Consider the following 26,738-nt stretch of genomic DNA (forward strand, 5'->3'; position numbering starts at 1 on the left):
GGGATCGTGAAGATGGGGATCGGCGCCGTGGCCGGCACGCCCGCTCCCGGTCGCCGGGGCGGATCCGCCGGCCGCCGGTCGGCCCTCTCGCCCCCGGAACCGGGCGGGGGAGCGGTCAGACGCCCAGGGAGGCGTCCATCAGGCGGGCCACGGCGGCCTCGTCGCCGCTGAGCTCGACCCGGGCGTGGGCCTGCCGGCCGAAGCAGAACAGCAGCAGCTCGCTCGCCGGGCCGGTCACCTCGACCTTGGGCCCCTCCTTGGCGCCGCCGAGGGCGACGCCGCCGCCGATCCGGTGCAGGACGACGCCGACCGGGGCCTTGCGCAGGAACAGGCCCCGGCCCGCCCGGACCCGCTTCCAGAACAGCTCCTCCAGGTCGGCGGGGAGTCCGCGGGGCTCCCACACGCGCTGCGCCCGGCGCAGGTCCTCGTGGTGGACGAACATCTCGATGGTGTTGACGGCGGCGTCCATGCCGGGGACCAGCCCGTAGAGCCCGCCGGGGCCGGAGCGGACGAGCTCCACCAGCCCGTCGAAGCCGCGGTCGGCCTTGAGCGACTCCTGCACCCGGGCGGTGTACCCCGCCAGCGGGGACAGGGCGATGCCGGGGGCGGCGTCGAGGCGGCGCTCGCGCAGCACGAGGTGGGCGGCGAGGTCGAAGGCGGTCCAGCCCTCGCAGAGCGTGGGGGCGTCCGGGCCGAGCCGGGCGAGCAGGTCGCCGAGCTCGGCGCGTTCGGCGCGGGCGTGGTTCATGCTGTGATCCTAACAAGGCCGTTGCACGGGCAACCGGTGGGGAGCCGCCCCGCCGATCATGGTGGGGCGGCCGCGGCGGGAATAACGTGTCGGTCCGAAGTGATACTCACATAGGTAACGACATCCCCGGCGAAAGGACACCCTCCGAGTGGCGAGCAAGGTGACGTCCGCCGTCATGCGTCAAGGGCTCCGCGTTCTGGGGGTGGCCGTCCGAGCGGAGAAGGGGGTCTTCACCGCCGCGGTGCTGGCCAGCTCCGTCTACGGCGCGATGACGGTCGCCTCGGCATGGGCGCTGGGCTGGGCCACCGAGAACGTCGTGCTGCCCGCGTTCCGCCGGGGCGAGGTCGCCGCCGGCACCCTGGTGGCGGGCGTGCTCCTCATCCTCGGCACCGCGGTGCTCAAGGCGCTGGGGGTGGCCGGCCGCCGGTTCTTCGCCGGCGTCATGCAGTACCGCATGCAGGCCCGCTCCCGGCGGGACGTCACCCGTCAGTACCTCCGGCTCCCGCTGGCCTGGCACCACCGGCACCCGACCGGTCAGCTGCTCTCCAACGCCAGCGCCGACGCCGAGGCCGCCTGGGCCCCGCTGGCTCCGCTGCCGATGGCCGTCGGCGTGGTCGTCATGCTGGTCACCGCCGCGGTCGCGCTCGTCCTGACCGACCTGCCGCTGGCCCTCGTCGGCTTCCTGATCTTCCCGGCCATCGCCCTGCTCAATCTCGTCTACCAGCGCAGGCTCAGCCCGCTGGCCACCCGCGCCCAGCAGCTGCGCGCCGAGGTCAGCGAGATCGCGCACGAGAGCTTCGACGGGGCGCTGGTCGTCAAGACCCTCGGCCGCGAGGACGCCGAGACCGCCCGGTTCCGGGCCAGGGCCGAGCAGCTGCGCGACGCCAACATCGCGGTGGGGCGCGTTCGGGGCCTGTTCGACCCGATGCTGGAGGCCCTGCCCACCCTCGGCGTGCTGGCCGTGCTGCTGGTCGGCGCGGCCCGGCTGGAGGGCGGTGCGATCACCGCCGGGACCCTGGTCCAGGTCGCCTACCTGTTCACCCTGCTGGCCTTCCCGATCAGGGCCCTGGGCTGGGTGCTCGCCGAGCTGCCCCGCGCCGTCGTCGGCTACGACCGGGTCCAGGCGGTGCTGGCGGCCACCGGTTCCATGGAGTACGGCTCCGCCACCCTGGCCGGGGACGCCCCGGCCCGGCTGGAGGTGCGCGACCTCGGCTACGCCTACGGGGACGTCCCGGTCCTGTCGGGGGTGGGCTTCGAGGTCGTGCCGGGCCGTACGACCGCCCTGGTGGGGCCCACCGGCTCCGGCAAGTCCACGCTCGTGCAGACCTTCGTCCGGCTCGTCGACCCGGCGCAGGGGGCCGTGCTCATCGACGGCACGGACCTGCGCGAGGCGGCGCGCGGCGCGGTCAGCGACGCGGTGGCGCTGGTGCCGCAGCAGACGTTCCTGTTCGACGACACGGTCCGCGGCAACATCACGCTGGGCCTGCCGGTCGACGACCAGGAGGTCTGGGCGGCGCTGCGCCTGGCCCAGGCCGAGGGCTTCGTCAGCGCCCTGCCCGCCGGACTGGACACCAAGGTCGGCGAGCGCGGCACCACCCTGTCGGGCGGCCAGCGCCAGCGCCTGGCCCTGGCCCGCGCGCTGGTCCGCCGCCCCCGGCTGCTCGTCCTGGACGACGCGACCTCCAGCGTCGACCCCCAGGTGGAGGCGAAGATCCTGTACGGCCTGCGGGACGCCGCCGCCACGTCGGCGGCCTCGACCGTGGTGGTCGTGGCCTACCGGATGGCCACCATCGCCCTGGCCGACGAGGTCGTCTACCTGGAGCAGGGCCGCGTCGTCGACCGCGGCCCGCACGACGCGCTGCTCGCCCGCTGCGAGGGGTACCGCAACCTGGTCACCGCCTACGAGCGCGAGGAGGCCGAGCGGGAGGCGCTCGGCGCCGACGAGGAGGCCGGCGGCGAGGCCGCCGCGGCGGGGGCCGGCGGGGACCCGGTCGCCGGAGAGATCAGCACCGACGAGGAGGTCAGCGCGTGACGGCCCTGCAGGAGCTTACCGAGACCCCGGGCCTGCGGGGCGTCGAGCGGTCCGCGATCGCGACCGTGCGGCACGGGTTGTCGCTCACGCCCGAGATCCGCACGGGGCTGGCCGGCACGTTCGCGCTGGCGGTCCTCGCCACGGTCGGCAAGGTGATCGTCCCGATCGCGGTGCAGCAGACCATGGACCGGGGACTGGAGGGCCCCGTGCCCGACGTGGCCTACATCCGCGCCGTCGTGGCGGTCTGCGCCGCGGCGGTGGTGCTCACCGCGTTCTGCGGCTACCTGATGAACGTCCGCCTCTACAGGGCGACCGAGTCCTCGCTGGCCGCGCTGCGGGTGCGCGGTTTCCGGCACGTGCACGACCTGTCGGTGCTCACCCAGAACTCCGAGCGGCGCGGCGCGCTGGTCTCGCGGGTCACCGGGGACGTCGACCAGATCAGCGCCTTCATGCAGTGGGGCGGCCTGATGATCATCGTCGCGCTGGGCCAGCTGCTCGTGGCCAGCGTGCTGATGTTCGTCTACTCCTGGCGGCTGGGGCTGCTGGTCTGGCTCTGCTTCCTGCCGCTCATGGCCGCGATGCCGCGCTTCCAGCGGTGGCTGTCGGCCGCCTACACCCGGGTCCGCGAGCGGACCGGCGACATGCTGTCCGCGGTCGGCGAGTCGGTCGTCGGCGCGGCGGTGATCCGCGCCTACGGCGCCGAGGCCCGCACGGCCGAGCGGCTGGACACCGCGATCGAGGCCAACAAGACCGCCCAGGCCCGCACCCAGAAGATCGTCGCGACCGTCTTCCCGCTGACCGAGATCGTGGCCGCCGTGGCCGTGGCCGGGGTGGTGCTGCTCGGCGTGCGGCTGGGCGTGGACGGGGACATCTCCGAAGGGCGGCTGGTCGCCTTCCTCTTCCTGATCACCCTGTTCATCTCCCCGCTGCAGATCGCCACCGAGGTGCTCAACGAGGCGCAGAACGCGATCGCCGGCTGGCGGCGGGTCCTGGGCGTGCTCGACACTCCGCCCGACGTCGCCGACCCGGGCGAGGACGGCGTCGAGCTGCCGCGCGGGCCCATCTCCGTCTCCTTCCAGGAGGTCGGCTTCGCCTACCCCGGCGGGCCGGCGGTGCTGGGCGACGTCTCGGTCGACATCCCGCCGCGCTCGCGGATCGCGGTGGTGGGGGAGACCGGCTCCGGCAAGACGACCTTCGCCAAGCTGCTCACCCGGCTGATGGACCCGGTCTCCGGGCGGGTCGTCGTGGACGGCGAGGACCTGCGCCGGGTGCGCTTCTCCTCGCTGCGCGAGCGGATCGTCATGGTCCCGCAGGACGGCTTCCTGTTCGACGGCACGCTGGCCGACAACATCCGCTTCGGCCGCCCGGAGGCGACCGACGAGGAGATCGGGCTGGCCCTGACCGAGCTGGGCCTGACCGACTGGCTGGAAGGGCTTCCCGCGGGCCTGGCCACCCCGGTCGGCCAGCGCGGCGAGTCGCTGTCGGCGGGCGAGCGCCAGCTCGTCGCGCTGGCCCGCGCCTACCTCGCCGACCCGGACCTGCTCCTGCTGGACGAGGCGACCTCCGCGGTGGACCCGGCGACGGAGGTGCGGCTGGCCCGCGCCCTGGAGGGCGTCACGCGGGGCCGTACCGCGGTCTCCATCGCGCACCGGCTGTCCACCGCCGAGGCGGCCGACGAGGTGCTGGTCTTCGACCGGGGCCGGATCGTCCAGCGCGGGCCGCACGCCGAGCTGGTGGCGCGGCCCGGGGTCTACGCCGACCTGCACGCGTCGTGGGTGTCGGCCGCCCGGTCGTGAACCGGTGGCCGTCCTCTGGATGACCAGCGAGAGAAATCCACACAAAAGGGACATATTTCAGGGTTAAAGGGCGCTCCTGGTGGCAGGGGGTGAGTATGGACGCGAACCTGCTGCCGCCGGGAGTGCGCTCGGCCGTGGCCGAGAGTGATCTGATGGACGACCTGGAGGATTTCCTGGTCGACGACGATGACGACGACGACCCCGTGCTGAGGCGGCGGGACGGACGTCCCGTCGACACCTGGCGCGAGCACTACCCCTACGACGAGCGGATGTCCCGGGACGAGTACGACCGGGCCAAACGGCTGCTCCAGATCGAGCTGCTCAAGCTGCAGTACTGGATCAAGGACACCGGCGGCCGGCTGGTGATCCTGTTCGAAGGGCGCGACGCGGCGGGCAAGGGCGGCACGATCAAGCGCTTCATGGAGCACCTCAACCCGCGCGGCGCGCGCGTGGTCGCGCTGGAGAAGCCCAGCGAGCGCGAGAGCACCCAGTGGTACTTCCAGCGCTACGTCGCCCACCTGCCCGCCGCGGGGGAGATGGTCTTCTTCGACCGCTCCTGGTACAACCGCGCCGGCGTGGAGCGGGTGATGGGCTTCGCGACCCCGGAGCAGTACCTGGAGTTCATGCGCCAGGCCCCCCAACTGGAGTGCATGCTCGTCCGTGACGGCGTCCACCTGGTGAAGTTCTGGTTCTCGGTGTCGCGCAAGGAGCAGCGGACCCGCTTCCTGATCCGCCAGGTCGACCCCGTGCGGCAGTGGAAGCTCTCGCCGATGGACCTGGAGTCGCTGGACAAGTGGGACGAGTACACCGAGGCCAAGGAGGACATGTTCCTGCACACCGACACGGAGGAGGCGCCGTGGACGGTGGTCAAGAGCAACGACAAGAAGCGGGCCCGGATCGAGGCCATGCGGCACGTGCTGAGTCTGTTCGAGTACGAGAACAAGGACCACGAGGTCGTCGGGACCCCCGACCCGAAGATCGTGGTCAAGGCCGCCGACGTGCTGGACGACGACCGCGTGCGCTAGGCGGGCCGTCCCGCGTCCCCGGCCGTCCCACGCTCCCGGCTGCGGCACAATTGCCGCATGTCCCTTGACCCCGCGATCGCGGCCCGGCTGAAGCGCACCGCCGACGGGCTGGTGCCCGCGGTCGTCCAGCAGTACGACACCGGCGAGGTGCTGATGCTCGCCTGGATGGACGACGAGGCCCTGCACCGCACGCTCACCACCGGCCGGGCCACCTACTGGTCGCGCAGCCGCGGCTCCTACTGGGTGAAGGGCGACACCTCCGGCCACGTCCAGCACGTCAGGTCGGCGGCCCTCGACTGCGACGGCGACACGATCCTGCTCAAGGTCGACCAGGTGGGCGCGGCGTGCCACACCGGTGACCGCACCTGCTTCGACGCGGACGAGCTGACGGTGACCCGGGCGTGAACGCCGGGCGGGAGCTGTGGACGTGGGCGGCGGCCTGCGCGGCCGGGGCGGGAGCGGTGCTGCTGGCCGCCGGCCGCGAGTGGGCCGTGCTCGGTTCCGCGGGCGCCGGGGCGGACGGTGCCGAGCCGCCCGCCCTGACGGGTTCCGGGATCGTGTCCTTCCTGAGTCCGGTGGCGCTGGCCGTGCTCGCGGCGGTGGTCGCCGTGCTCGCCACGGGCGGCGGAGCGCGACGGGCGGTCGGCGCGGTGATCGCGCTGTGCGGGCTGGGCGTGCTCGCCGGCGCCTGGGACGGGACCGGGCGCGGTGCGCTGGCCGCGGCGGTGGAGGCGAACCTGGCCCGGGCCGCGGGCGGGGACGTCGCCCTCGACGCCTTCACGGTCCGCTGGACCTGGCCGGTGGTCGCGGCGGCGGGCGGGCTGGTGCTGCTGGCGGCCGGGGTGACGGCCGTCCTGCGGGGACCCCGTTGGCCCGGCATGTCCGGCCGGTACGACCGTTCGCAGCGCGGGCCCGGCGCGGGACCGGCCACCGAGCGGGCGCTGTGGGACGCGATCGACCGCGGGGCCGACCCGACCGATGACCCGGCCGATGCCGCGGTCGGCGATCGGGCCGGCGCCTCGGCCGGCGCCGCGGCCGGCGGCGCGGCCGGCGGCGGGCCGGGGGACCCGGGCGCGGGACCGTCCGCCGGCTCCGGCCCGGCCGGAGGGCCGGCGCGAGGGGAGCGCTGACCCCGGTCGTCCGGACCGCCCCGGCCTCCGGATCACAGCTTGCCCACAGAGCGGCCGTGCCCGCCCGTGACCGGTACGTTGTGGCTAGGCTGCCGCCCGCAACTCGGATGAAGAGGAGTGATCCATGAGCTATGGGAATCAGTCGGGCGGTTACGGCCCTCCCGGAGGGTACGGGCCCCCCGGCGGCTACGGCGGGCCGCCGCCCGGAGGCGGATACGACCCCTACGGCTACGGTGGGCCGCCCCCGCCCCGCGGCAGCAACGGCATGGCCATCGCCTCGCTGGTCATGGGGATCATCGGGCTCTTCACCTGCGGCGTGGCCTCGGTCGTGGGCATCGTGCTGGGGCACATCTCGCTGAACCAGATCAAGCGGACGGGCGAGGAGGGGCGCAGCATGGGCATCGCCGGCCTGATCCTGTCCTACTTCGGCATCGCCGGGTGGGTCCTGCTGCTGGTCTTCGCGCTGATGCTCGGCTGGTGGGGGCTGGGAGTCGCCGCCACCTCCCCGGGTTACGGCCTCTGACGGACACCCGCGTGTGCCGACGGGCGTCTCCGCGCGCGGTTGAGTATCGTGGCCGGGTGACGGACGGCCGCCGGCGGAGAAACCGGGCGGGGCCGGAACGGCGGGGAGGACCGGGGTCGGGGTGACGGGGGAGACGGCGGGCGCGCGGCGGTCCGGAGGGCGGGCCCTGGCGGCGCCCCTGGGCTCGGCGCTGGCCGCCGGGGCGGCGGTCGTCCTGGTGGGCGCGGTGGACCCGAACGAGCCCGGCCACTACCCCTCCTGCCCGTTCCTCACGCTGACGGGGCTCTACTGCCCCGGCTGCGGCGGCCTGCGGGCCGTGCACGCGCTCGCCCACGGCGATCCCGTCACGGCCGCCGGCCTCAACCCGCTCCTGGTGGCCGCGGTGCCGCTCCTGGCCGTGCTCTGGGCGCGCTGGGCGGCGCGGTCCTGGCGGGGCCTGCCGTTCGCGGCGACCTGGCTCCGCCCGGTGCACGCGTGGTGGCTGCTCAGCGTGCTGATCGTTTTTTGGATAGGACGAAATCTGCCTTTCGGGGACTTCCTGGCGCCATAGCGACCGCGCCCGTCACCCGGTGGCGGGGTGACCTCGGCAAGGCCGATAGCATCGGCAGGACAAGGGCAATCGATCGGGAGGGACCTGACCCGTGAGCGAGCGGAGCGAGCGAGCCACCAGACGCAGCAGCTTGCGAACGAGGGCGACGGAGGAGGCCCGGTGAGCGAGCGGACCACGGGTGCAGGGATGATCACGAACGTGGCCTGCGGGCTTCGCGGGGAGGCCTCATGAGCGTGCTGGACGAGATCATCGACGGCGTCCGCGCCGATCTGGCCGAGCGCCAGCAGACCGTGGCCCTGTCCGAGCTCAAGGAGCGGGCCGAGCGGGCGCCGGCGCCCCGCGACGCCTACCGGGCGCTCAGCGGTGACCAGGTGGCCGTCATCGCGGAGGTGAAGCGCTCCAGCCCGTCGAAGGGCGCGCTGGCCGCGATCGCCGATCCGGCGGCCCTGGCCGCCGACTACGAGGCCGGCGGCGCGCACGTCATCAGCGTGCTCACCGAGCGGCGCCGCTTCGGCGGCAGCCTCGCCGACCTGGCCGCGGTGCGCGCCGTCGTCGACATCCCGGTGCTGCGCAAGGACTTCATCGTCACCTCCTACCAACTGTGGGAGGCCCGTGCCCACGGCGCCGACCTGGCGCTGCTGATCGTGGCCGCGCTGGACCAGAACGCGCTGGTCTCCCTCATCGAGCGGGCCGAGTCGATCGGGCTGGCGCCGCTGGTGGAGGTGCACACCGCCGAGGAGCTCGACCGGGCGCTGGACGCCGGAGCCCGGATCATCGGCGTCAACGCGCGTGACCTCAAGACCCTCGAGGTCGACCGGGAGGTCTTCGCCAAACTGGCCCCGAAGATCCCCGACGGCATCATCAAGATCGCCGAATCGGGCGTGCGCGGACCCCACGACCTGCTCGCCTACGCCCGGGCCGGCGCCGACGCCGTTCTGGTCGGCGAGAGCCTGGTGACCGGCAAGGACCCCCGCGCCGCCGTCGTGGACCTGGTCACCGCCGGAGCCCACCCCGCATCCCGACCCGAGGGGCAGTAAGACACGTGACAGCGACGCAAGAGCCCATCCTCACCGCGGCGGACCTGGCGGGCCACGGTGTGCACGGTGACGACCCGGACGCCCAGGGCAAGTTCGGCATCTTCGGTGGCCGCTACGTCCCCGAGGCGCTCATCCCGGCGCTGGACGAGGTCGCCGCCGAGTACGACCGGGCCAGGAACGACCCCGCCTTCCTCCGCGAGTTCGACCACCTGCTGCGCACCTACGCCGGACGGCCGACCACCCTCACCGAGGTGCCGCGCTTCGCCCAGCACGCGGGCGGCGCCCGGATCGTCCTCAAGCGCGAGGACCTGACCCACACCGGCGCCCACAAGATCAATAATGTACTCGGCCAGGCCCTGCTCACCAAGCGCCTGGGCAAGACGCGGGTGATCGCCGAGACCGGAGCCGGCCAGCACGGCGTCGCCACCGCGACCGCCGCCGCCCTCATGGGGCTGGAGTGCGTCATCTACATGGGCGCCGTCGACTGCGAGCGCCAGGCGCTGAACGTGGCGCGGATGAAGCTGCTCGGCGCCACGGTCGTCCCGGTCACCAACGGCAGCCAGACCCTCAAGGACGCCATCAACGAGGCGTTCCGCGACTGGGTGACCAACGTCGACCGGACCCACTACCTGTTCGGCACGATCGCCGGTCCGCACCCGTTCCCCGAGATCGTGCGCGACTTCGCCCGCATCATCGGGGTCGAGGCCCGCCGCCAGATCCTGGAGCTGACCGGGGCCCTGCCGGACGCCGTCTGCGCCGCTGTCGGCGGCGGCTCGAACGCGATCGGCATCTTCCACGCCTTCATCGAGGACTCCGGCGTCGCGCTGCACGGCTACGAGGCCGGCGGCCGGGGTCTGGAGACCGGCGAGCACGCGCTCACGCTCACCGCGGGCTCCGTCGGCGTGCTGCACGGCTCGCGCACCTACGTCCTGCAGGACGAGGAGGGCCAGACGATCGAGTCGCACTCGATCTCCGCGGGGCTTGACTACCCCGGTGTCGGACCCGAGCACGCCTGGCTGAAGGACAGCGGCCGCGCGGTCTACCACGGCATCACCGACGCCGAGGCGATGGAGGCCTTCGCGCTCCTGGCCCGCACCGAGGGCATCATCCCGGCGATCGAGTCCTCCCACGCGCTGGCCGGAGCTCTCAAGCTCGGCCGCGAGCTGGGCCCCGAGGCGACCGTCCTGGTCAACCTCTCCGGCCGCGGCGACAAGGACATGGGCACCGCCATGAAGTACTTCGACCTCTGACGACCGATTCGCCTCCCCTCCGGCCCGGTCCGGAGGGGGCCCAAGGCCCCGATCCGCAACGGAACCCAACATGACGACTCTCCAGACGGTGTTCGCCAAGGCGAAGGCGGACGACCGCGCAGCCCTCGTCGGATACCTGCCCGCCGGATTCCCGACGAAGGACGGCGCGATCGCGGCCGCCGCCGCCATGGTGGAGGCGGGCTGCGATGTGATCGAGATCGGCCTGCCCTACTCCGACCCGCTCATGGACGGCCCGACCATCCAGGACGCCGTGCACCGGGCGCTGAGCAACGGCACCCGCATCGCCGACGTGCTGCGCACGGTCGAGGGCGTGGCCAAGACGGGCGCGGCCACCCTCGTCATGACCTACTGGAACCCGATCGACCGCTACGGGGCCGAGCGGTTCGCGCGGGACCTGGCCGGTGCGGGCGGGGTGGGCACCATCACCCCGGACCTGACTCCGGAGGAGGCCGGTCCCTGGCGGGAGGCCAGCGCCGCCGCCGGGATCGACACCGTCTTCCTGGTCGCCCCCAGCTCCACCGAGGAGCGCATCAAGGCCGTCGTCGAGTGCTGCACCGGCTTCGTCTACGCGGCGTCGCTGATGGGCGTCACCGGCGCCCGCGAGTCGGTCGGCTCGGCGGCGCAGGGCCTGGTCGAGCGGACCCGCACCCACACCGACCTGCCGGTCTGCGTCGGCCTGGGGGTCGGCAACGGCAGGCAGGCCGCCGAGGTCGCGGCCTACGCCGACGGCGTGATCGTGGGATCGGCGTTCATCCGCCGGCTCCTGGACGCCGCCGACGAGCCCTCCGGTCTGGCCGCGGTCCGCGAGCTGGGGGCCGAGCTCGCGGCGGGCGTGCGCGACTGAACGACCTCCCCGCGAGGCCGGCCGGGTCGGCAGCCCGGTCCGCGGCCGTTCGGCGGCCGTTCGGCGGCCTCTCCGCTCTTATCTGGCGCTTATCCAGGTCGTGATGGGGTTTCGTGCGAATGCCCGGCGTGTCCGCCGGGGGCCTGCCGCGACCGGAATCCGCATAGGAGACGATGGTGCCCGTGAGTTCTGACAAGATCGTGCCGCCGAGGCCGCACGGCCTGCGGGCGGCGCTACCCTGGGTCACGACCGTCTCGCGGCTGGTGCTGGGAGGCGTGCTGATCGTCGCCGGCTGGGGGAAGATCGGCGCCCCCGTCCTGTCGGTCCAGGCGGTCAAGGCGTATGACCTGCTTCCGGAGTCGCTCGCCACGGTGGTCGGCTACGGCCTGCCCATCATGGAGATCGTCGTCGGGGTGCTGCTGGTCATCGGGCTGCTCACCCGGGTGGCGGGGATCATCTCCGCGCTGCTGATGCTGGCGTTCGTGATCGGCATCGGCTCCGCCTGGGCGCGCGGGCTGCGGATCGACTGCGGCTGCTTCGGCGGCGGCGGCCAGCTCGCGGCCGGCGTGGAACCCGGCTACCTCGTCGACATCCTGCGGGACTTCGGCCTGTTCGCGCTCGGCGTGGTCATCGCCTGGTTCCCGCCGGGCCGGTTCGCGCTGGACTCCGTGCTCGGGGTCACCTCGGCGCGGGAGGCCGATGCGTACGACACCGACGACACCGACGAGACCGAGGACGCGGACGGCGCCGAGCGCGCCGAGGGCGACACCGGGGAACCCCTGCAGAAGGAGAACCACTGATGGGCAAGGCCGCACGGGACCAGTCGGCCCGTGACCGGATCAAGGCGCAGCGCGAGGCGGAGCGTAAGCAGGAGCAGCGCAAGCGCATGGTGACCATCACGACCGTGGCGGTCGTCGCGCTCGCCGCCGTCGGGGCGGGCTGGTGGTACTCCGCCCAGAGGGGGAAGTCCGAGGAGGCCACGACGGCGCTGGCGCCGATCACCGTCCAGGGCGACGGCTCGGTCGTCATGGCCAAGGCCGGCGTGGAGAAGCCGGTGCTGGACATCTACGAGGACTTCCAGTGCCCGTTCTGCAAGCAGCTGGACGAGAGCAACGGCCCGACCATCAAGAACATGGCGGCGGCCGGCCAGGTCAAGGTGGTCTACCACCCGATCACGATCTTCCCGGAGAGCGTCACCCGGAGCAACTCCGTCCGCGCGGGGGCCGCCGCCCGGTGCGTGCCCGACGGCAAGCAGTGGATGGCCTACCACGACAAGCTCTTCGAGGAGCAGCCCTCGGAGACGGTGGAGGGCTTCAAGACCGGCGAGCTGGTCGAGTGGGGCAAGGAGGCGGGGGTCACCGCCCCGAACTTCGAGCAGTGCGTCACCTCCCAGCAGCACGCCAAGGCGCACACCGACTACGCGGCCGCGCAGATCGAGAGCGCCAAGATCGAGGGGACCCCGACCCTGAAGCTGAACGGGACCGTGCTCGGCGACGAGGGGTTCAGCCCCTCCGGGCTGCGCCAGGCGATCCTCGATGCCGCCAAGTAGCGCGTGACACGGTAACGTCACCGACATGCCCCTCGCCTCGATTCCCAGCCCCTCCAACGGGGTCTGGCACCTCGGCATAATCCCGATCCGGGCCTACGCCCTGTGCATCGTGCTCGGCGTCGTCGTCGCCGTCGTCATGAGCGAGCGCCGCTGGCGCGCCCGCGGCGGCGAGCCCGGCACGATGGTGGACCTCGCCGTCTGGGCGGTTCCGTTCGGCCTGGTCGGCGGACGCCTGTACCACGTCGTCACCGACTGGCAGCTCTACTTCGCGGAGAACGCGCCCAACGAGCCGATCGAGGCGCTGTTCATCTGGAAGGGCGGGCTGGGCATCTGGGGCGCGGTCGCGCTCGGTGCCCTGGGCGTGTGGTTCGGCTGCCGCGGCAGGGGGATCTCCCTGTCGGCGGTGGCCGACACCGTCGCCCCCGGCATCGCGGTGGCCCAGGCCATCGGCCGCTGGGGCAACTACTTCAACCAGGAACTGTTCGGCAGCCCCACCGACCTGCCGTGGGGCCTGGAGATCGACCCCGACCGGCCGGGCACGGTGCCGGGCGAGGACACCTACCACCCCACGTTCCTGTACGAGTCGATCTGGGACCTGGGCCTGGCCCTGGTGCTGATCTGGGCGGGCCGCCGGTTCGCCCTCCGGCACGGCCGGGTGTTCGCGCTCTACGTGGCGGGCTACACCGTCGGCCGCTTCTGGATCGAAGGACTGCGGGTCGACACCGCGCACCACATCCTGGGCCTGCGGCTCAACCAGTGGACCTCGATCGTCCTGTTCCTCGCCGCGCTCGCCTACTTCTGGTGGGCCCGGAACAAGACCGGCGAGGAGTCGCTGGGGGCCGGGACCGGTGCGGCGGATGCCGGGACCGGTGCGGGTGAGGAGTCCGCGGCGGCCGGCGGGGATCCGGCGCATCCGTCGGACCAGGCCGACCAGGCCGACCAGGCCGACGGGGCCGAGGGCTCGGCCGGCGACCCGGTGGAGCGGGCCGACCTCACGGCCGCGGAGACGCCTGGGGAGCGGGGGGAGCCCGGAGCGCCGGCGCACCCGATCGACCCGGCGCACCCGGCCGACCAGGCCGATGAGGACGAGGGGACCGGCGGGGCGCAGGAGCCCGGCGGGTCCCCGGCGGCGTCGGCCGCGGAGGGCTCCGTCGCGGAGGAGACCGCGGCGCCCGGCGGAACGGCCGGCCGGGAGAAAGAGAAATCGTGAACGGCGACGGCCCGCGCAAGCGCGCCGAGGTCCACCACGAGCACCGCGACGTCAACGGCGGCTGGCTCCGGCCGTCGGTGTTCGGCGTGATGGACGGGCTCGTCTCCAACTTCGCCCTCATCGCGGGGGTGGCCGGGGGCAGCGACGACAGCGGGGTCGTCGTCCTGGCCGGCATCGCCGGGCTGGCGGCGGGCGCGTTCTCCATGGCGGGAGGGGAGTACGTCTCCGTGGCCAGCCAACGGGAGCTCGCCCTCGCCGAGATCGACGTCGAGCGGCGCGAGCTGCAGCGCCACCCCGAGGACGAGGAGGAGGAGCTCGCGCAGATGTACGAGGCGCAGGGCGTCGACCCCGACCTCGCCGCGGAGGTGGCCCGGCAGGTCTCCCGCGACCCCGGCAGGGCGCTGGCGGTCCACACCCGGGCCGAGCTGGGCGTCGTCGCGGACGAGTTGCCGTCGCCCTGGATCGCCGCCGTCTCGTCGTTCCTGTCCTTCACCGTGGGCGCGCTCCTGCCGCTCCTGCCCTACCTGCTGGGGGTCACCAGCCTGGCGGCCTCGGCGGTGGTCTCCTGCCTGGCCCTGTTCGGCGCGGGCGTCCTGGTCTCCCGGGTCACCGCGCGCAACTGGTGGTACAGCGGGCTGCGCCAGTTCGTGGTGGGATCGGCCGCCGCGGCGCTGACGTACGGCCTGGGCAACCTCTTGGGAGGGGTGGCGCTGTGACGACTCCGGCTCCCGGCCGCAAGCGCCGCCGCGCCTCCGGCCGCCGCACTCCCGCCGAGCATTCCCCCGCCGGGCAGCGCCCTCCGGCGCCGCCGGCCGAGCAGCGCCCCCCGGCGGCTCCGTTCCCGCAGGGGGGGCCGTTCCCTCCGGCTGGGGCGTTCCCTCCAGCCGGGCCGGGTCCGGAGGCCTGGTATCCCGCAGCCGGATCCGCCCCGATGGGGCCCGACTCCTCCGTACCCGCCGAGCCCGCACCCGCCGAGCCCGGCACCGCCGGACGGGCCTCCGGCAGGCGTTCCCCGGCCAGGCGCTCGGCGAAGCGGTCCGCCGGGCCGTCCCCGAGGCGCGATCCCGCGGAGGAACCGGAGGGGATCCTCGGCCGCCTGGAGGCCTGGGGCCTGAGCCCCGTCCAGCAGAAGCTGGTGGTGGCCGGCGCGTGGACGGTGGGGGCGCTGGCGGCCTTCGGCGCGGTGCTGCTCGCGATCGCCGCCGTCGGCAACGACTACGTGCCCGAGCCGCCCGCCGCCGAGGCCGGGACCGCCGCATCCCAGCCCAGGCCCGCCACCTACCGGGGCTGGGCCTCCTCGAAGGTCTTCGCGCCGATCGCGCAGAGCAAGGCCGACCCCCTGCCGCTGACCGTCAAGGACGTCTTCGGCGAGAAGACCCTGACGGAGGGGCGGATCACCCTGAAGCTGACGGGCGCCAAGCTCGACGACGCCTGCGCCGAGGCGGTGTGGGGGCGGGCCCTGACCGACCGGCTGGCCCAGGGGGGGTGCACCCAGGCGCTGCGGGGGACCTACACCAGCGCGGACCGGCGCTACGTCGCCCAGTACACCCTGTTCAAGCTCCGCGACGCCGCCTCCGCCCAAGGGCTGGTCGACTCCCTCACCACCCTGCACCGGGGCGGCTGGGTCCGCCCGGTGGATCCGGCCCGGCCGCTCTTCACCGCCGATGGGCACAGCGAGGGCAGCGGTCACGCCCTGGGGCACTACGCCGGGCTGGTCTGGATCGGACGGGCGGACGGTGCGGAACCCGACGTGAAGGACGACCTCGTCTCCCTGTCCCTGGCGGTCAGGAGCACGGAGAAGGCCGTGTTCCGGCGCGTCGTCACGGTGGCCCCGGCCTCCTGACGAGCCGGTCCGTCCGATCCGGGACGCCCCCTCCGATCCGGGACGCCCTCTCCGATCCGGGACGCCCTCTCCGATCCGGGACGGTCTGTTCGATCTGAGCCGAGCCGGGTCGTCCGGAGGCGTCGTCCGTCCCCTGACGGCGCGATCCGGGGGGCGGTCGCCCGGACCGCGCCGCCGGCCGACCGCCCCCCGGTAAGCTCGGTGCCCATGCGCACGTGGATCGCCGTGGCCGCCGCCGCCGTCGTCATCGCCGCAGCCGGGACGGCGTCCTGGCTGCTGCTGCGCGAGGAGGACGGCGTGCGGCCGGCGACCTTCCGGAGCGAGCCGAACACCGCCCACTACGCCCCGATCGCCACCCGCGCGCTCGACCCGGAGCCGCTGACCGCCGCCGAGGTCTTCCCCGCCGGTCCGATCGCCTCCGGCGGGGTCGCGCTGACGGGCGGGAACCCCGAGTCCCTGACCGACTGCGCCTCGGCCGTGTGGGGGAGCGCCGAGGCGGCCGTCGCCGGATGCACCCAGGCGCTGCGGGCCGGTTACACCTCGGCGGACGGCCGGATCGCCGGGCAGTTCCTCATCTTCAACCTGGCCGACTCGGCCGCCGCCGACCGGCTCGTCGCCGCGTTCGGCCGCGATGGCTTCGTCCGGCCGGCGTCCGGCCTCCCCGAGGCGTTCGACGGCGCCCGGGGCTGGGCCCAGGCCAGGGCCCTGGGCCACTACGTCACCGTGAGCTGGGTCGCGCCCGCCGGACCGGGGACCCGGGTGGACCTGACCCATCCGCAACTGGCCGTCGACGCCCTCGGCTTCGCGGTCCAGCGGCGGCTGGTGTGATCCCGTTCCGCCCGGAGGGCCGTCGGCGGCCTCAGCGTCGCGGTCCGTCGGCGGCCGGTGCGGCGAGGGAGGCCGCCACGGCGGCGGGCAGCTCCGCCAGCCGGTGGGCGGGCAGCTCCAGCGCGGTGACGTCCGCCGACCACGGGGCGGCCTCCGCGACGACGGCCTTCGCCTGCCTCTTGGTCAACTCGCCCCGCTCCCTGATGAGGGCCTCGCGCCAGGTGTTGGCGAGCTTGCCGTGGGCGTTGTCGAGGATCCGGCGCAGGACCCGCCCGTGCGCCGTCTCGGGGAGCGGACGCCGTACGGCGTCGACGGTCCGGCCCGTCACGGTCAGCTCGTAGACGTGAGACAGCGGCCCGGCGGCCGGGTCTCCGGCGGGCGCGGCCGTCCAGGCCCGGACCCGGCGGGCCCGGGTGGCGAGCAGCAGGCGGGGGAGCACGGCCTCCATCCCGGCCGGCACGGCCACCGCGACCTCGGCGGGATCGGCGGCGTACGGCTTGGCGAGCCAGGTCGCCAGCCGGGCCCGGGGGACCTTCGGCAGCGTGTCCCGCGGCCACTCGCCGACGAGCACGGCGGGGGAGAGGCCCTCCGCGGGCAGGCCGGGGGCCGCGGTGGCGGCCACGTCGGCGGGCCGGGACTCGATGGACTGCGGGCCGTGGGTGTAGATGGCGGCGCCGAACCCGTCGACACGGGCGGCCACGGCGGGCCACGTCTTCGTCGTGGGGCGCAGGACGTACAGGTCGGCGGCCGAGCCGATGGCCTCGGCGCCGTGGTAGCGGTTGAAGTCCGGGTAGATCGCCTCGCTGACCAGGTTGAGGGCCGAGAGCGCGTGCTGCACCTTCAGCGCCAGCGCCGGGGTGTGCTCGCCGGCGCCGTAGGCCAGCAGGACGCGGCCGTGCTCGCGGTCGGCGAGGCCTTCGACGGCGCGGGAGGCGAACAGGCCGATGCCCTCCGGCGTGTACGGCGGGTCGGTGACGGCCAGATCGGCCCAGCCCTGCACGGAGGCGGGCAGTCCCAGGCGCAGGTCGGCCCAGCGGGTGCGGACGGTGACCCCGAGCCGGTCGGCCTGCTCGGCGATGTAGGCCAGGATGCGCTCATCGAGGTCCACCGCGGCCACCTCGGCGTCCGGGCGCAGCAGCGCGGTCGCCAGCGAGGTCAGGTCGTGGTCGCCCACGCACAGGATCCGCGCGCCGGGCAGCCAGAACCGGGCGTCCATCAGCAGCGCCCGCCGGACCACGGTGTCGGCGGTCGCGGCCACGTGGTCCAGCGCCTGGCGGCCCCGCGGGGCCCTGGCGACCAGTTCCTCCACCGTGGCCAGGAGCTCGGCGTGCCCGCCCAGCAGGTGGGCCACCGGGTCGGCGGGGCCGTGCGGCGCGGCCGACAGGCCGGGCAGCGGCTCGCGCAGCCGGAAGCGGTCGCCGGAGCGCTCCAGGAGGGCCCCGACCCCGGCTCTGGCCCCGGCCCCGGCTCCGGCCCCGGCCCCGGCCTCGACCCCGACCCCGGCCCCGGTCTCGGCCTCGACCGCGCGGAGCAGGGCCTCGATCGCCCGCCGGGACGTCGCGGTCTCGCGCACCAGGGCCGCCAGCGTCCACCACCTGCCGTCGCCGAGCAGCGCCAGCGCCGTCCGCAGCCGCCTGCCGTCCACACCCGCGCGCCGGAGCAGCTCCTCGATCCCGTTCACGGCCACCACCCTAGAGGACCGTCCGACCGGCGCCCGGAGACCGCCCGACACGGGACAGGAGTGGTATAGACCACTTTTGCCGTCCGGGAGGAATGCCGCGTCCGACCTGCCTGTTGGCCGGAAGGGATGAATAAGCAGCAAAGAGCTGCGACTGGGACCGGGTAGGCAGGTTTCCGACAGGGTACGGTAACCTCTACTCACCACGCAGCAGGGCCAACGTCGTCCCTTTGCTTGTTTCCACACGAAGCAGATGAAGACGACGGGAGGGATTCAATGCCTGCTGCCCACCTCGGCTTTCCCGAGCCCCAGGGCCTGTACGACCCCGCGCACGAGCATGACGCCTGCGGTGTCGCCATGGTCGCGGACGTGGCCGGACGACGCAGCCACGACATCGTCGCCAAGGCCCTGACGGCGCTGTGCAATCTCGATCACCGGGGGGCCCAGGGTAGCGAGCCGGACACCGGTGACGGTGCCGGCATCCTCACGCAGATCCCTGACGCGTTCCTGCGCGCCGTGGCCGCCGACGCCGGCGTCCGCGAGCTGCCCCCCGCGGGCTCCTACGCCGCCGGCACGGCCTTCCTGCCGGTCGACCCCGAGGCGCGCGCGACCGCCGAGCGGACGATCGAGGAGATCGCCGCGAGCGAGGGCCTGACCGTCCTCGGCTGGCGCGACGTCCCGGTCGACCGGACCCTCCCGGGCCCCAGCGCCCGCGCGGTGATGCCGTTCTTCCGCCAGCTCTTCGTGTCCTCTCCGGGCGGCCACTCCGGCCTGGAGCTCGACCGGCTGGCCTTCTGCCTGCGCAAGCGGGCCGAGCACGAGGCGGACGTCTACTTCCCCTCGCTGTCGTCGCGGACGATCGTCTACAAGGGCATGCTCACCCCCGGCCAGGTCGAGCCGTTCTTCCCCGACCTGAGCGACGAGCGCTACGCGACCGCGATCTCGCTGGTCCACTCGCGCTTCTCCACCAACACCTTCCCGTCGTGGCCGCTGGCGCACCCCTACCGCTACGTCGCCCACAACGGCGAGATCAACACGGTCAAGGGCAACCGCAACTGGATGCGCGCCCGCGAGGCCATGCTGGCCACCGCGAACCTCCCCGGCGACCTGTCGCGGCTCTTCCCGATCTGCGACCCCGACGGCTCCGACACCGCCTCCTTCGACGAGGCGCTGGAGCTGCTCCACCTGGCCGGCCGCACGCTGCCGCACGCGGTGCTGATGATGATCCCCGAGGCGTGGGAGAACCACACCGAGATGGACCCCGCGCGGCGGGCGTTCTACGAGTTCCACTCCTCGCTGATGGAGGCCTGGGACGGCCCGGCCTCGATGACCTTCTCCGACGGCACGCTGGTCGGCGCGGTCCTCGACCGCAACGGCCTGCGCCCCGGCCGGTTCTGGGTCACCGACGACGGCCTGGTCGTGCTGGCCTCCGAGGCCGGCGTGCTCGACATCGCACCCGAGCGGGTCGTCCGCAAGGGCCGTCTGCAGCCGGGCCGGATGTTCCTGATCGACACCGCCCGCGGCAAGATCATCGAGGACGACGAGATCAAGGCGGAGCTCGCCGCCGAGCTGCCCTACGCCGAGTGGCTGCACGCCGGGCTGGTCCGCTTCGAGGAGCTGCCCGCCCGCTCCCGGGAGATCCCGAGCCACGAGGCGCTCGTCAAGCGCCAGCAGACCTTCGGCTACACCGAGGAGGAGCTGCGGATCATCCTGTCGCCGATGGCGAAGACCGGCGCGGAGCCGATCGGCTCGATGGGCACCGACACCCCCGTCGCCGTGCTCAGCGAGAAGCCCCGGCTATTGTTCGACTACTTCAGCCAGCTGTTCGCGCAGGTCACCAACCCGCCGCTGGACGCCATCCGCGAAGAGCTCGTCACCTCCCTGGCCAGCACCATCGGCCCCGAGGGCAACCTGCTCGACCCGGGCCCGGCCTCCTGCCGCCAGCTGGTCCTGCCGTACCCGGTGATCGACAACGACGAGCTCGCCAAGATCATCCACATCAACGACGAGGGCGCCCTGCCGGGCTTCCAGCCGCACGTCGTCTCCGGCCTGTACGAGGTCGCGGGCGGCGGTGCGGAGCTGGTCCGGCGCCTGGAGGAGATCCGGGCCGAGGTCTCCGCGGCCATCGCCGCCGGCGCGCGGGTCATCGTGCTGTCCGACCGGGGCTCCTCCGCCGAGCTCGCCCCGATCCCGTCGCTGATGCTCACCGGCGCGGTCCACCACCACCTGATCGCCGAGAAGACCCGGACCCGGGTGGGCCTGGTCATCGAGACCGGCGAGGCCCGCGAGTGCCACCACATGGCGCTGCTCATCGGGTACGGCGCCGGCGCGGTCAACCCCTACCTCGCCCTGGAGACCGTCGAGGAGATGGTCGACACCGGCGTGCTGAAGGTCGACCGGCACAAGGCCGTGCGCAACCTCATCAAGGCGTACGGCAAGGGCGTGCTGAAGGTCATGTCCAAGATGGGCGTGTCCACCGTCGCCTCCTACACCGGCGCGCAGATCTTCGAGGCGCTCGGGCTCGGCCGGGAGGTCATCGACACCTGCTTCGCCGGGACCACCTCCCGCCTGGGCGGCGTCGGCTTCGACGTCCTGGCGCGCGAGACCGCCGAGCGGCACCTGAAGGCCTACCCGCGGGTGGAGAACGCCCACCGCCGCCTGGAGGTCGGCGGCGAGTACCAGTGGCGCCGCGAGGGCGAGCCGCACCTGTTCAACCCCGAGACCGTCTTCAAGCTGCAGCACGCCACCCGCACCCGCCGCTACGAGATCTTCAAGGAGTACACGGGCCTCGTGGACTCCCAGGCGGAGCGGCTGATGACGCTGCGCGGGCTGTTCCGGTTCAAGGACGGCGTGCGCGCGCCGATCCCCATCGACGAGGTCGAGCCGGTCAGCGAGATCGTCAAGCGGTTCTCCACCGGCGCGATGTCGTACGGCTCCATCTCCGCCGAGGCCCACGAGACCCTGGCGATCGCGATGAACCGGCTGGGCGGCAAGTCCAACACCGGCGAGGGCGGCGAGGACCCCGAGCGCCTCTACGACCCGGCCCGCCGCTCCTCGATCAAGCAGGTGGCCTCCGGCCGCTTCGGCGTCACCAGCGAGTACCTCGTCAACGCCGACGACATCCAGATCAAGATGGCCCAGGGCGCCAAGCCCGGCGAGGGCGGCCAGCTGCCCGGCCACAAGGTCTACCCGTGGATCGCCAAGACCCGGCACTCCACCCCCGGCGTCGGCCTCATCTCGCCGCCGCCGCACCACGACATCTACTCCATTGAGGACCTCGCCCAGCTCATCCACGACCTGAAGAACGCCAACCCGGTCGCCCGGGTGCACGTCAAGCTCGTGGCGGAGGTCGGCGTCGGCACGGTCGCGGCGGGCGTGAGCAAGGCCCACGCCGACGTCGTGCTCATCTCCGGCCACGACGGCGGCACCGGCGCCTCCCCGCTGACCTCGCTCAAGCACGCCGGCGCCCCCTGGGAGCTGGGCCTGGCCGAGACCCAGCAGACGCTGCTGCTCAACGGCCTGCGCGACCGGATCACGGTCCAGGTCGACGGCCAGCTCAAGACCGGCCGCGACGTGGTCGTCGCCGCGCTGCTCGGCGCCGAGGAGTACGGCTTCGCCACCGCGCCGCTGGTCGTCTCCGGCTGCGTCATGATGCGCGTCTGCCACCTCGACACCTGCCCGGTCGGCGTCGCCACGCAGAACCCCGAGCTGCGCAAGCGGTTCACCGGCAAGCCCGAGTTCGTGGTCACCTTCTTCGAGTTCATCGCCGAGGAGATCCGCGAGTACCTCGCCCAGCTGGGCTTCCGCTCGCTGGAGGAGGCCATCGGCCACGCCGAGCTGCTCGACACCGTCTCGGCGGAGCACCACTGGAAGGCGGCCGGGCTGGACCTCGGGCCGATCCTGCACCAGCCGGAGCTGCCCGAGGGCGCCGCGGTGCGCAAGGTGCGCGAGCAGGACCACGGCCTGGACGCCGCCCTGGACAACACCCTCATCCAGCTGGCCGAGGGCGCGCTGGCGGACGGCACCCCGGTCACGCTGGACCTGCCCATCCGCAACGTCAACCGTACGGTCGGCACCATGCTCGGCCACGAGGTGACCAGGCGGTACGGCGGCGCCGGCCTGCCCGACGGCACCATCGACGTCCGGTTCACCGGCTCGGCGGGCAACTCCTTCGGCGCCTTCGTGCCGCGCGGCATCACGCTGCGCCTGACCGGGGACGCCAACGACTACCTCGGCAAGGGCCTGTCCGGCGGCCGGATCATCGTCCGGCCGCACGAGGCCGCCCCGCTCGACGGCCACATCATCGCCGGCAACGTCGGCCTGTACGGCGCGACCTCCGGCGAGGCGTTCGTCCGCGGCGTCATGGGCGAGCGGTTCTGCGTCCGCAACTCCGGCGCCACCGCGGTCGTCGAGGGCGTCGGCGACCACGGCTGCGAGTACATGACCGGCGGGCGGGTCGTCGTGCTCGGCCCGACCGGCCGCAACTTCGCGGCCGGCATGTCCGGCGGCATCGCCTACCTGCTCGACCTCGACCCCGCCCGGGTCAACCGCGAGATGGTGGAGATCGAACCGCTCGGCGAGGCCGACTCCGAGGACCTGAGGAAGATCGTCGAAGCGCACCTGGCCGAGACGGGCTCCCCGGTCGCCAAGGAACTGCTGGCCGACTGGGACCCGGCGCGCTTCAGCAAGATCATGCCGACCGACTACAAGCGGGTCCTGCGCGCCGCCGAGACCGCGCGGCTCGAGGGCAGGGACATCGACGAGGCGGTCATGACGGCCGCGGTCCAGGGATAAGGGGGGTAACACCGATGGCTGACCCGAAGGGTTTCCTGAACCACGGGCGCGAGCTGCCGGCGCGCCGCCCGGTGGACGTCCGCATCCGCGACTGGCGGGAGGTCTACGAGGACTTCCCCGCCGAGAAGCTGACGAGGCAGGCGTCGCGCTGCATGGACTGCGGCATCCCGTTCTGCCACAACGGCTGCCCGCTCGGCAACCTCATCCCCGAGTGGAACGACCTGGTCTACCGGGACGACTGGCGCGAGGCGATCGAGCGGCTGCACGCCACCAACAACTTCCCGGAGTTCACCGGCCGCCTGTGCCCGGCTCCGTGCGAGGCGGCGTGCGTCCTGGGCATCAACTCCGACCCGGTCGCGATCAAGCGGGTCGAGGTCGAGATCATCGACCGCGCCTTCGACGAGGGCTGGGTGGCCCCGCAGGTCCCGCCGGTCAGGACCGGCAGGCGGGTGGCGGTCGTCGGCTCGGGCCCCGCGGGCCTGGCCGCCGCCCAGCAGCTCACCCGCGCCGGGCACGACGTGGTGGTCTTCGAGCGGGCCGACCGGATCGGCGGTCTGCTGCGCTACGGCATCCCCGAGTTCAAGATGGAGAAGCGCCACATCGACCGGCGGCTGGAGCAGATGCGGGCCGAGGGCACCGAGTTCCGCACCGGCGTCGACGTCGGCGTGGACGTCACCGCCGCGCGGCTGCGCGAGGAGTTCGACGCGGTGGTCCTGGCCGGGGGCGCCACCCAGTGGCGGGACCTGCCCGTCGCCGGGCGCGACCTGGGCGGCGTCCACCAGGCGATGGAGTACCTCCCGCCGGCCAACAAGGCCGCCGAGGGCGACTTCCCCGTGTCCCCGATCTCGGCGGAGGGCAAGCACGTCGTGGTGATCGGCGGCGGCGACACCGGCGCCGACTGCATCGGCACCGCGATCCGGCAGGGCGCCGCCTCGGTGACCCAGCTGGAGATCATGCCGCAGCCGCCGGCCGCCCGGCCGGGCAGCCAGCCGTGGCCCACGTTCCCCATCCTGTTCAAGATGGAGAGCGCCCACGAGGAGCTGGCCGAGGGCGGCGGCGACCGCGTCTACGCGGTCTCCACCACCGAGTTCGTCGGCGACGCCGACGGCAACGTCCGGGCGCTGCGCCTGGTCGAGGTGGAGGGGCCGGCGAAGGGCTTCGCGCCGATCCCCGGCACCGAGCGGGAGATCCCGGCCGAGCTGGTCACCCTGGCGATGGGCTTCACCGGCCCGGAGAGGGGCGCCCTGCTGACGGACCTGGCCGCCGAGGGCGGCGAGGGCTTCTACGACGCCCGGGGCAACGTCGCCCGCGACACGGGCTATATGTCCGCCGTCGACGGCGTGTTCGTGGCCGGCGACATGGGCCGCGGCCAGTCGCTGATCGTCTGGGCGATCGCCGAGGGCCGCTCGGCCGCCGCGGCGGCCGACCGCTACCTCACCGGGCGCACGGCCCTGCCGGTCGCGATCCCGCCGACCGCCCGGCCGCTCGTCTGACATCCCCGGACCGCGGGGCCGGCACACCGTGCCGGCCCCGCGGCCCGGTCGTGACCGGGTTGCTTTACCCAATGCATGCCTGAAAGATGCTGGTTCTAGGTCGTTACGGGCATGGAGGGTGAATGAAACACGGGAGAGGCCTCCTGGCGGTCGTGGCGCTGGCCGGGGCGGTCACCCTGGTAGGCACCCTGGCGGGCGCTCCCGCCGCGGAGGCCACCGGTACGGCCGGGGCGGTCTCCACCGCGACCCGTGACCACCTGGTCTTCTACACGCCGGGCGGGCACGCCCGGGCGGTGCGGGCCGTCGCCGAGGCCGGCGGCGAGGTCCTGTCCACCGAACCGAAGCTCGGCTACGTCATCGCCAGGGCCGGCGGGAGCCCGGGCGCGCGCTTCGTCGAGAGGCTCGCCGGGAACCCCGTCGTCGCGGGCGTCTCCTCCGACCGCAGGATCGGCACCGCCACCGCGCCGCCGACCGCCCCGGACCGGGGCACGGCGGCCGCGTCGTTCCCCGAAGGGCCCGTGCGCCGGGAGGGGGCGGCGTCCTTCCCCGAGGGGGGCGCGTTCTCCCGGAGCGATCCCGGCGCCGAGCCGCTCGCCGGGCGCCAGTGGGACATGAAGATGATCGGCGCCACCGCGGGCGGCTCCCACGCCACCGCCCCCGGCGACCGGAAGGTCCTGGTGGGCGTCATCGACACCGGCGTCGACGGCCGGCACCCCGACATCGCGCCCAACTTCGACCGCGAGCGCAGCCGCAACTTCGTCACCGACCTGCCCCGGGACTCCACCGGTGCGGAGCTCGACGGGCCGTGCGAGTTCTCCGGCTGCAAGGACCCCGCCGACTGGGACGACGACGGCCACGGCACCCACGTCGCCAGCACCATCGCCTCCCCGGTCAACGGCCTCGGCATCGCCGGGGTCGCTCCCGGGGTGACCCTGGTCAACCTCCGGGCCGGGCAGGACTCCGGCCTGTTCTTCCTCAAGCCCAGCCTCGACGCGCTCACCTACGCCGCCGACAACGGCATCGACGTGGTCAACATGAGCTACTACGTCGACCCGTGGCTGTTCAACTGCACGGCCAACCCCGCCGACTCCACGGCCGACCGGCTGGAGCAGCGCGGCGTCATCACCGGCATGCAGCGCGCCCTCGACTACGCCCGCGAGCGCGGCGTCACGCTCATCAGCGCCCTCGGCAACGGCTCCACCGACCTGGGCCGGCCGAGGACCGACACGACCAGCCCCGACTACCCGGCCGAGTCCGCGCGCGTCCGCAAGGTCGACAACTCCTGCCTCAACGTGCCGGCCGAGTCCAGGGGCGTCATCGCGGTCTCCGCGGTCGGGCCGAGCGGGCGCAAGGCCTACTACTCCGACTACGGCACCGAGCAGACCGACCTGTCGGCCCCCGGCGGCGACGAGTACGACGGCGGCACGGGGTTCGACGTCACCCGGACGGTCCTGGCCGCCGTCCCCGAGCACGTCGTGCGCGCCCAGGGCCTGCTGGCCAAGGACGGCAGGCCCACCAGCACGAGCGTGGTGCGCGACTGCCAGGGCGGCACCTGCGCCTACTACCAGTACCTCGCGGGCACCTCGATGGCCGCCCCGCACGCCACCGGCGTCGCCGCGATCCTGGTGAGCCGCTTCGGCGAGCCCGGCCGCTTCCGCCAGGGGGCGGGCTGGGACGGGCTCACCATGCCCCCCGCCGACGTCGAGCGCCTGCTGTACGCCAGCGCCGTCCGCAAGGCGTGCCCCTCGCCCCGCACCTACGTCTACCGCTACGAGCAGGCCAAGGAGCGGCACACCTGCGAGGGCGCGAAGGCCCGCAACGGCTTCTACGGCCGCGGCGTCGTCAACGCGGCCAGGGCCGCCGCCGTCGACCACGACTGACCCGCCCGGGGCCGCCCCGCGGCGGTGGAGTCCGGTGCCCGGCCCGGCTTATCGTGAATCATGGCCTATCTCCTCATCGGGGAAGCCGCGATGGTGGTGCACTTCCTCTTCCTCGCCTTCATGGCGGTCGGCGGGTTCCTCGCCTGGTTCCGGCCCCGCCTCATCCGGGCGCACCTCGCCGTCGCCGCCTGGGGCGTGTTCTCCGTCACCACCGGGGCCGAGTGTCCGCTGACGGTGGTCGAGGACTGGGGCAGGCGCAACGGGGGGGAACAGGGGCTGCCCGCAGGGGGGTTCATCGACCACTACATCGAGGGGGTGATCTACCCCGAAACGGCCGCTGACCTGGCCCGTTTCGCCGTCGCCGGCCTCGTGGCCGCCTCCTGGACCGGGTACGTCCTGCTGGCCCGGCGCCGCAGGGCGCGGCCGGGAGAGCCGGATGAGGAGGGGGCGGTTCACCACCTCCCGTGACCTGGAGGTAGCGTTATGTCACGGATTGTTTCTCTGACG

The 26,738-nt window shown here is 73.6% G+C and carries 22 protein-coding genes; 20 read left to right on the forward strand and 2 right to left on the reverse strand.

The genetic code is table 11. The annotated features are described in order from the left end of the window. Nucleotides 1-115: 115 nt before the first annotated feature. Nucleotides 116-748: a TIGR03085 family metal-binding protein gene (locus HS045_RS25140; protein ID WP_196453950.1), complete on the reverse strand. Its 633-nt coding sequence runs from the start codon at nt 746-748 to the stop codon at nt 116-118. A gap of 175 nt (nt 749-923) precedes the next feature. Between HS045_RS25140 and HS045_RS25145 the strand changes: the two genes are divergently transcribed. The 16 genes from HS045_RS25145 to HS045_RS25220 all read left to right on the forward strand — a co-directional run bounded on the left by HS045_RS25145 (nt 924) and on the right by HS045_RS25220 (nt 16,386). Further along, entirely contained in the window at nt 924-2,780 is a 1,857-nt protein-coding gene (locus HS045_RS25145; RefSeq protein WP_196454460.1) for an ABC transporter ATP-binding protein, read from the forward strand. Continuing rightward, nucleotides 2,777-4,576, forward strand: coding sequence for an ABC transporter ATP-binding protein (locus tag HS045_RS25150; RefSeq protein WP_196453951.1), 1,800 nt, complete (start codon nt 2,777-2,779; stop codon nt 4,574-4,576). Before HS045_RS25145 ends, HS045_RS25150 begins: the two co-directional genes overlap by 4 nt. A 95-nt stretch (nt 4,577-4,671) precedes the next feature. Continuing rightward, nucleotides 4,672-5,601 (forward strand): polyphosphate kinase 2, encoded by a 930-nt coding sequence (gene ppk2 / locus HS045_RS25155; RefSeq protein WP_196453952.1) that lies wholly within the window; start codon nt 4,672-4,674, stop codon nt 5,599-5,601. Between the two features lie 57 nt (nt 5,602-5,658). Further along, the gene (gene hisI / locus HS045_RS25160) at nt 5,659-6,006 is read left to right on the forward strand and encodes a phosphoribosyl-AMP cyclohydrolase (RefSeq protein WP_196453953.1); all 348 of its coding nucleotides are present in this window, start codon (nt 5,659-5,661) and stop codon (nt 6,004-6,006) included. Next, complete coding sequence (locus tag HS045_RS25165; protein WP_196453954.1) at nt 6,003-6,731, forward strand: Trp biosynthesis-associated membrane protein; 729 nt, start codon at nt 6,003-6,005, stop codon at nt 6,729-6,731. Before hisI ends, HS045_RS25165 begins: the two co-directional genes overlap by 4 nt. Nucleotides 6,732-6,855: 124 nt before the next feature. After that, nucleotides 6,856-7,254 (forward strand): DUF4190 domain-containing protein, encoded by a 399-nt coding sequence (locus tag HS045_RS25170; RefSeq protein ID WP_196453955.1) that lies wholly within the window; start codon nt 6,856-6,858, stop codon nt 7,252-7,254. Nucleotides 7,255-7,375: 121 nt separating this feature from the next. Further along, the gene (locus HS045_RS25175; protein WP_307827703.1) at nt 7,376-7,804 is read left to right on the forward strand and encodes a DUF2752 domain-containing protein; all 429 of its coding nucleotides are present in this window, start codon (nt 7,376-7,378) and stop codon (nt 7,802-7,804) included. 227 nt (nt 7,805-8,031) lie between these two features. Beyond that, nucleotides 8,032-8,841, forward strand: coding sequence for an indole-3-glycerol phosphate synthase TrpC (gene trpC, locus HS045_RS25180; protein WP_196453956.1), 810 nt, complete (start codon nt 8,032-8,034; stop codon nt 8,839-8,841). A 44-nt stretch (nt 8,842-8,885) separates the two neighbouring features. Next, nucleotides 8,886-10,091 (forward strand): tryptophan synthase subunit beta, encoded by a 1,206-nt coding sequence (gene trpB, locus HS045_RS25185; protein ID WP_230884884.1) that lies wholly within the window; start codon nt 8,886-8,888, stop codon nt 10,089-10,091. A 70-nt stretch (nt 10,092-10,161) separates the two neighbouring features. Next, entirely contained in the window at nt 10,162-10,956 is a 795-nt protein-coding gene (gene trpA, locus HS045_RS25190) for a tryptophan synthase subunit alpha (RefSeq protein ID WP_196453958.1), read from the forward strand. A gap of 173 nt (nt 10,957-11,129) precedes the next feature. After that, the gene (locus HS045_RS25195) at nt 11,130-11,756 is read left to right on the forward strand and encodes a DoxX family protein (RefSeq protein ID WP_230884808.1); all 627 of its coding nucleotides are present in this window, start codon (nt 11,130-11,132) and stop codon (nt 11,754-11,756) included. Next, nucleotides 11,756-12,505 carry a thioredoxin domain-containing protein gene (locus HS045_RS25200; protein WP_196453960.1) on the forward strand — a complete coding sequence of 250 codons (750 nt, stop codon included), beginning with the start codon at nt 11,756-11,758 and terminating at the stop codon, nt 12,503-12,505. The genes HS045_RS25195 and HS045_RS25200 overlap by 1 nt, the downstream gene beginning before the upstream one ends. A 25-nt stretch (nt 12,506-12,530) precedes the next feature. Next, nucleotides 12,531-13,715 (forward strand): prolipoprotein diacylglyceryl transferase, encoded by a 1,185-nt coding sequence (gene lgt / locus HS045_RS25205; protein WP_196453961.1) that lies wholly within the window; start codon nt 12,531-12,533, stop codon nt 13,713-13,715. Beyond that, entirely contained in the window at nt 13,712-14,431 is a 720-nt protein-coding gene (locus tag HS045_RS25210; protein ID WP_196453962.1) for a VIT1/CCC1 transporter family protein, read from the forward strand. Before lgt ends, HS045_RS25210 begins: the two co-directional genes overlap by 4 nt. Before the next feature lie 215 nt (nt 14,432-14,646). Beyond that, on the forward strand, nt 14,647-15,558 hold the full coding sequence (locus HS045_RS25215) for a hypothetical protein (protein ID WP_196453963.1): 912 nt from the start codon (nt 14,647-14,649) through the stop codon (nt 15,556-15,558). Nucleotides 15,559-15,765: 207 nt separating this feature from the next. Beyond that, complete coding sequence (locus tag HS045_RS25220) at nt 15,766-16,386, forward strand: hypothetical protein (RefSeq protein WP_196453964.1); 621 nt, start codon at nt 15,766-15,768, stop codon at nt 16,384-16,386. A gap of 31 nt (nt 16,387-16,417) precedes the next feature. Here HS045_RS25220 and HS045_RS25225 read toward each other — a convergent pair whose 3' ends face one another. Beyond that, on the reverse strand, nt 16,418-18,067 hold the full coding sequence (locus tag HS045_RS25225; protein ID WP_307827704.1) for a bis-aminopropyl spermidine synthase family protein: 1,650 nt from the start codon (nt 18,065-18,067) through the stop codon (nt 16,418-16,420). A 273-nt stretch (nt 18,068-18,340) separates the two neighbouring features. Here HS045_RS25225 and gltB point away from each other — a divergent pair, with 273 nt between their 5' ends. The 4 genes from gltB (at nt 18,341) to HS045_RS25245 (ending at nt 26,699) form a co-directional block, all read left to right on the forward strand. Beyond that, nucleotides 18,341-22,858 carry a glutamate synthase large subunit gene (gltB, locus tag HS045_RS25230; RefSeq protein WP_196453965.1) on the forward strand — a complete coding sequence of 1,506 codons (4,518 nt, stop codon included), beginning with the start codon at nt 18,341-18,343 and terminating at the stop codon, nt 22,856-22,858. Between the two features lie 14 nt (nt 22,859-22,872). Further along, entirely contained in the window at nt 22,873-24,351 is a 1,479-nt protein-coding gene (locus HS045_RS25235) for a glutamate synthase subunit beta (protein ID WP_196453966.1), read from the forward strand. 122 nt (nt 24,352-24,473) lie between these two features. Further along, nucleotides 24,474-26,231, forward strand: coding sequence for a S8 family serine peptidase (locus HS045_RS25240; RefSeq protein ID WP_196453967.1), 1,758 nt, complete (start codon nt 24,474-24,476; stop codon nt 26,229-26,231). A 60-nt stretch (nt 26,232-26,291) separates the two neighbouring features. Next, a complete protein-coding gene (locus HS045_RS25245; RefSeq protein ID WP_196453968.1) occupies nt 26,292-26,699 on the forward strand; it encodes a DUF2784 domain-containing protein in 408 nt (135 codons plus the stop codon). The last annotated feature ends 39 nt before the right edge of the window (nt 26,700-26,738 follow it).

Origin of the sequence: Planomonospora sp. ID82291 (assembly GCF_015711645.1) — a bacterium.
Taxonomy (GTDB): Bacteria; Actinomycetota; Actinomycetes; order Streptosporangiales; family Streptosporangiaceae; genus Planomonospora.

Bases quoted from the DNA above. Each gene is read 5' to 3' on its own strand.
- ppk2 (WP_196453952.1), top strand. From the start codon at position 4,672: ATGGACGCGAACCTGCTGCCGCCGGGAGTGCGCTCGGCCGTGGCCGAG.
- hisI (WP_196453953.1), top strand. From the start codon at position 5,659: ATGTCCCTTGACCCCGCGATCGCGGCCCGGCTGAAGCGCACCGCCGAC.
- gltB (WP_196453965.1), top strand. From the start codon at position 18,341: ATGCCTGCTGCCCACCTCGGCTTTCCCGAGCCCCAGGGCCTGTACGAC.
- trpC (WP_196453956.1), top strand. From the start codon at position 8,032: ATGAGCGTGCTGGACGAGATCATCGACGGCGTCCGCGCCGATCTGGCC.
- HS045_RS25200 (WP_196453960.1), top strand. From the start codon at position 11,756: ATGGGCAAGGCCGCACGGGACCAGTCGGCCCGTGACCGGATCAAGGCG.
- HS045_RS25170 (WP_196453955.1), top strand. From the start codon at position 6,856: ATGAGCTATGGGAATCAGTCGGGCGGTTACGGCCCTCCCGGAGGGTAC.
- lgt (WP_196453961.1), top strand. From the start codon at position 12,531: ATGCCCCTCGCCTCGATTCCCAGCCCCTCCAACGGGGTCTGGCACCTC.
- HS045_RS25245 (WP_196453968.1), top strand. From the start codon at position 26,292: ATGGCCTATCTCCTCATCGGGGAAGCCGCGATGGTGGTGCACTTCCTC.
- trpA (WP_196453958.1), top strand. From the start codon at position 10,162: ATGACGACTCTCCAGACGGTGTTCGCCAAGGCGAAGGCGGACGACCGC.
- HS045_RS25145 (WP_196454460.1), top strand. From the start codon at position 924: ATGCGTCAAGGGCTCCGCGTTCTGGGGGTGGCCGTCCGAGCGGAGAAG.
- HS045_RS25235 (WP_196453966.1), top strand. From the start codon at position 22,873: ATGGCTGACCCGAAGGGTTTCCTGAACCACGGGCGCGAGCTGCCGGCG.
- HS045_RS25240 (WP_196453967.1), top strand. From the start codon at position 24,474: ATGAAACACGGGAGAGGCCTCCTGGCGGTCGTGGCGCTGGCCGGGGCG.
- HS045_RS25215 (WP_196453963.1), top strand. From the start codon at position 14,647: ATGGGGCCCGACTCCTCCGTACCCGCCGAGCCCGCACCCGCCGAGCCC.
- HS045_RS25140 (WP_196453950.1), bottom strand. From the start codon at position 748: ATGAACCACGCCCGCGCCGAACGCGCCGAGCTCGGCGACCTGCTCGCC.
- HS045_RS25195 (WP_230884808.1), top strand. From the start codon at position 11,130: ATGGTGCCCGTGAGTTCTGACAAGATCGTGCCGCCGAGGCCGCACGGC.
- HS045_RS25220 (WP_196453964.1), top strand. From the start codon at position 15,766: ATGCGCACGTGGATCGCCGTGGCCGCCGCCGCCGTCGTCATCGCCGCA.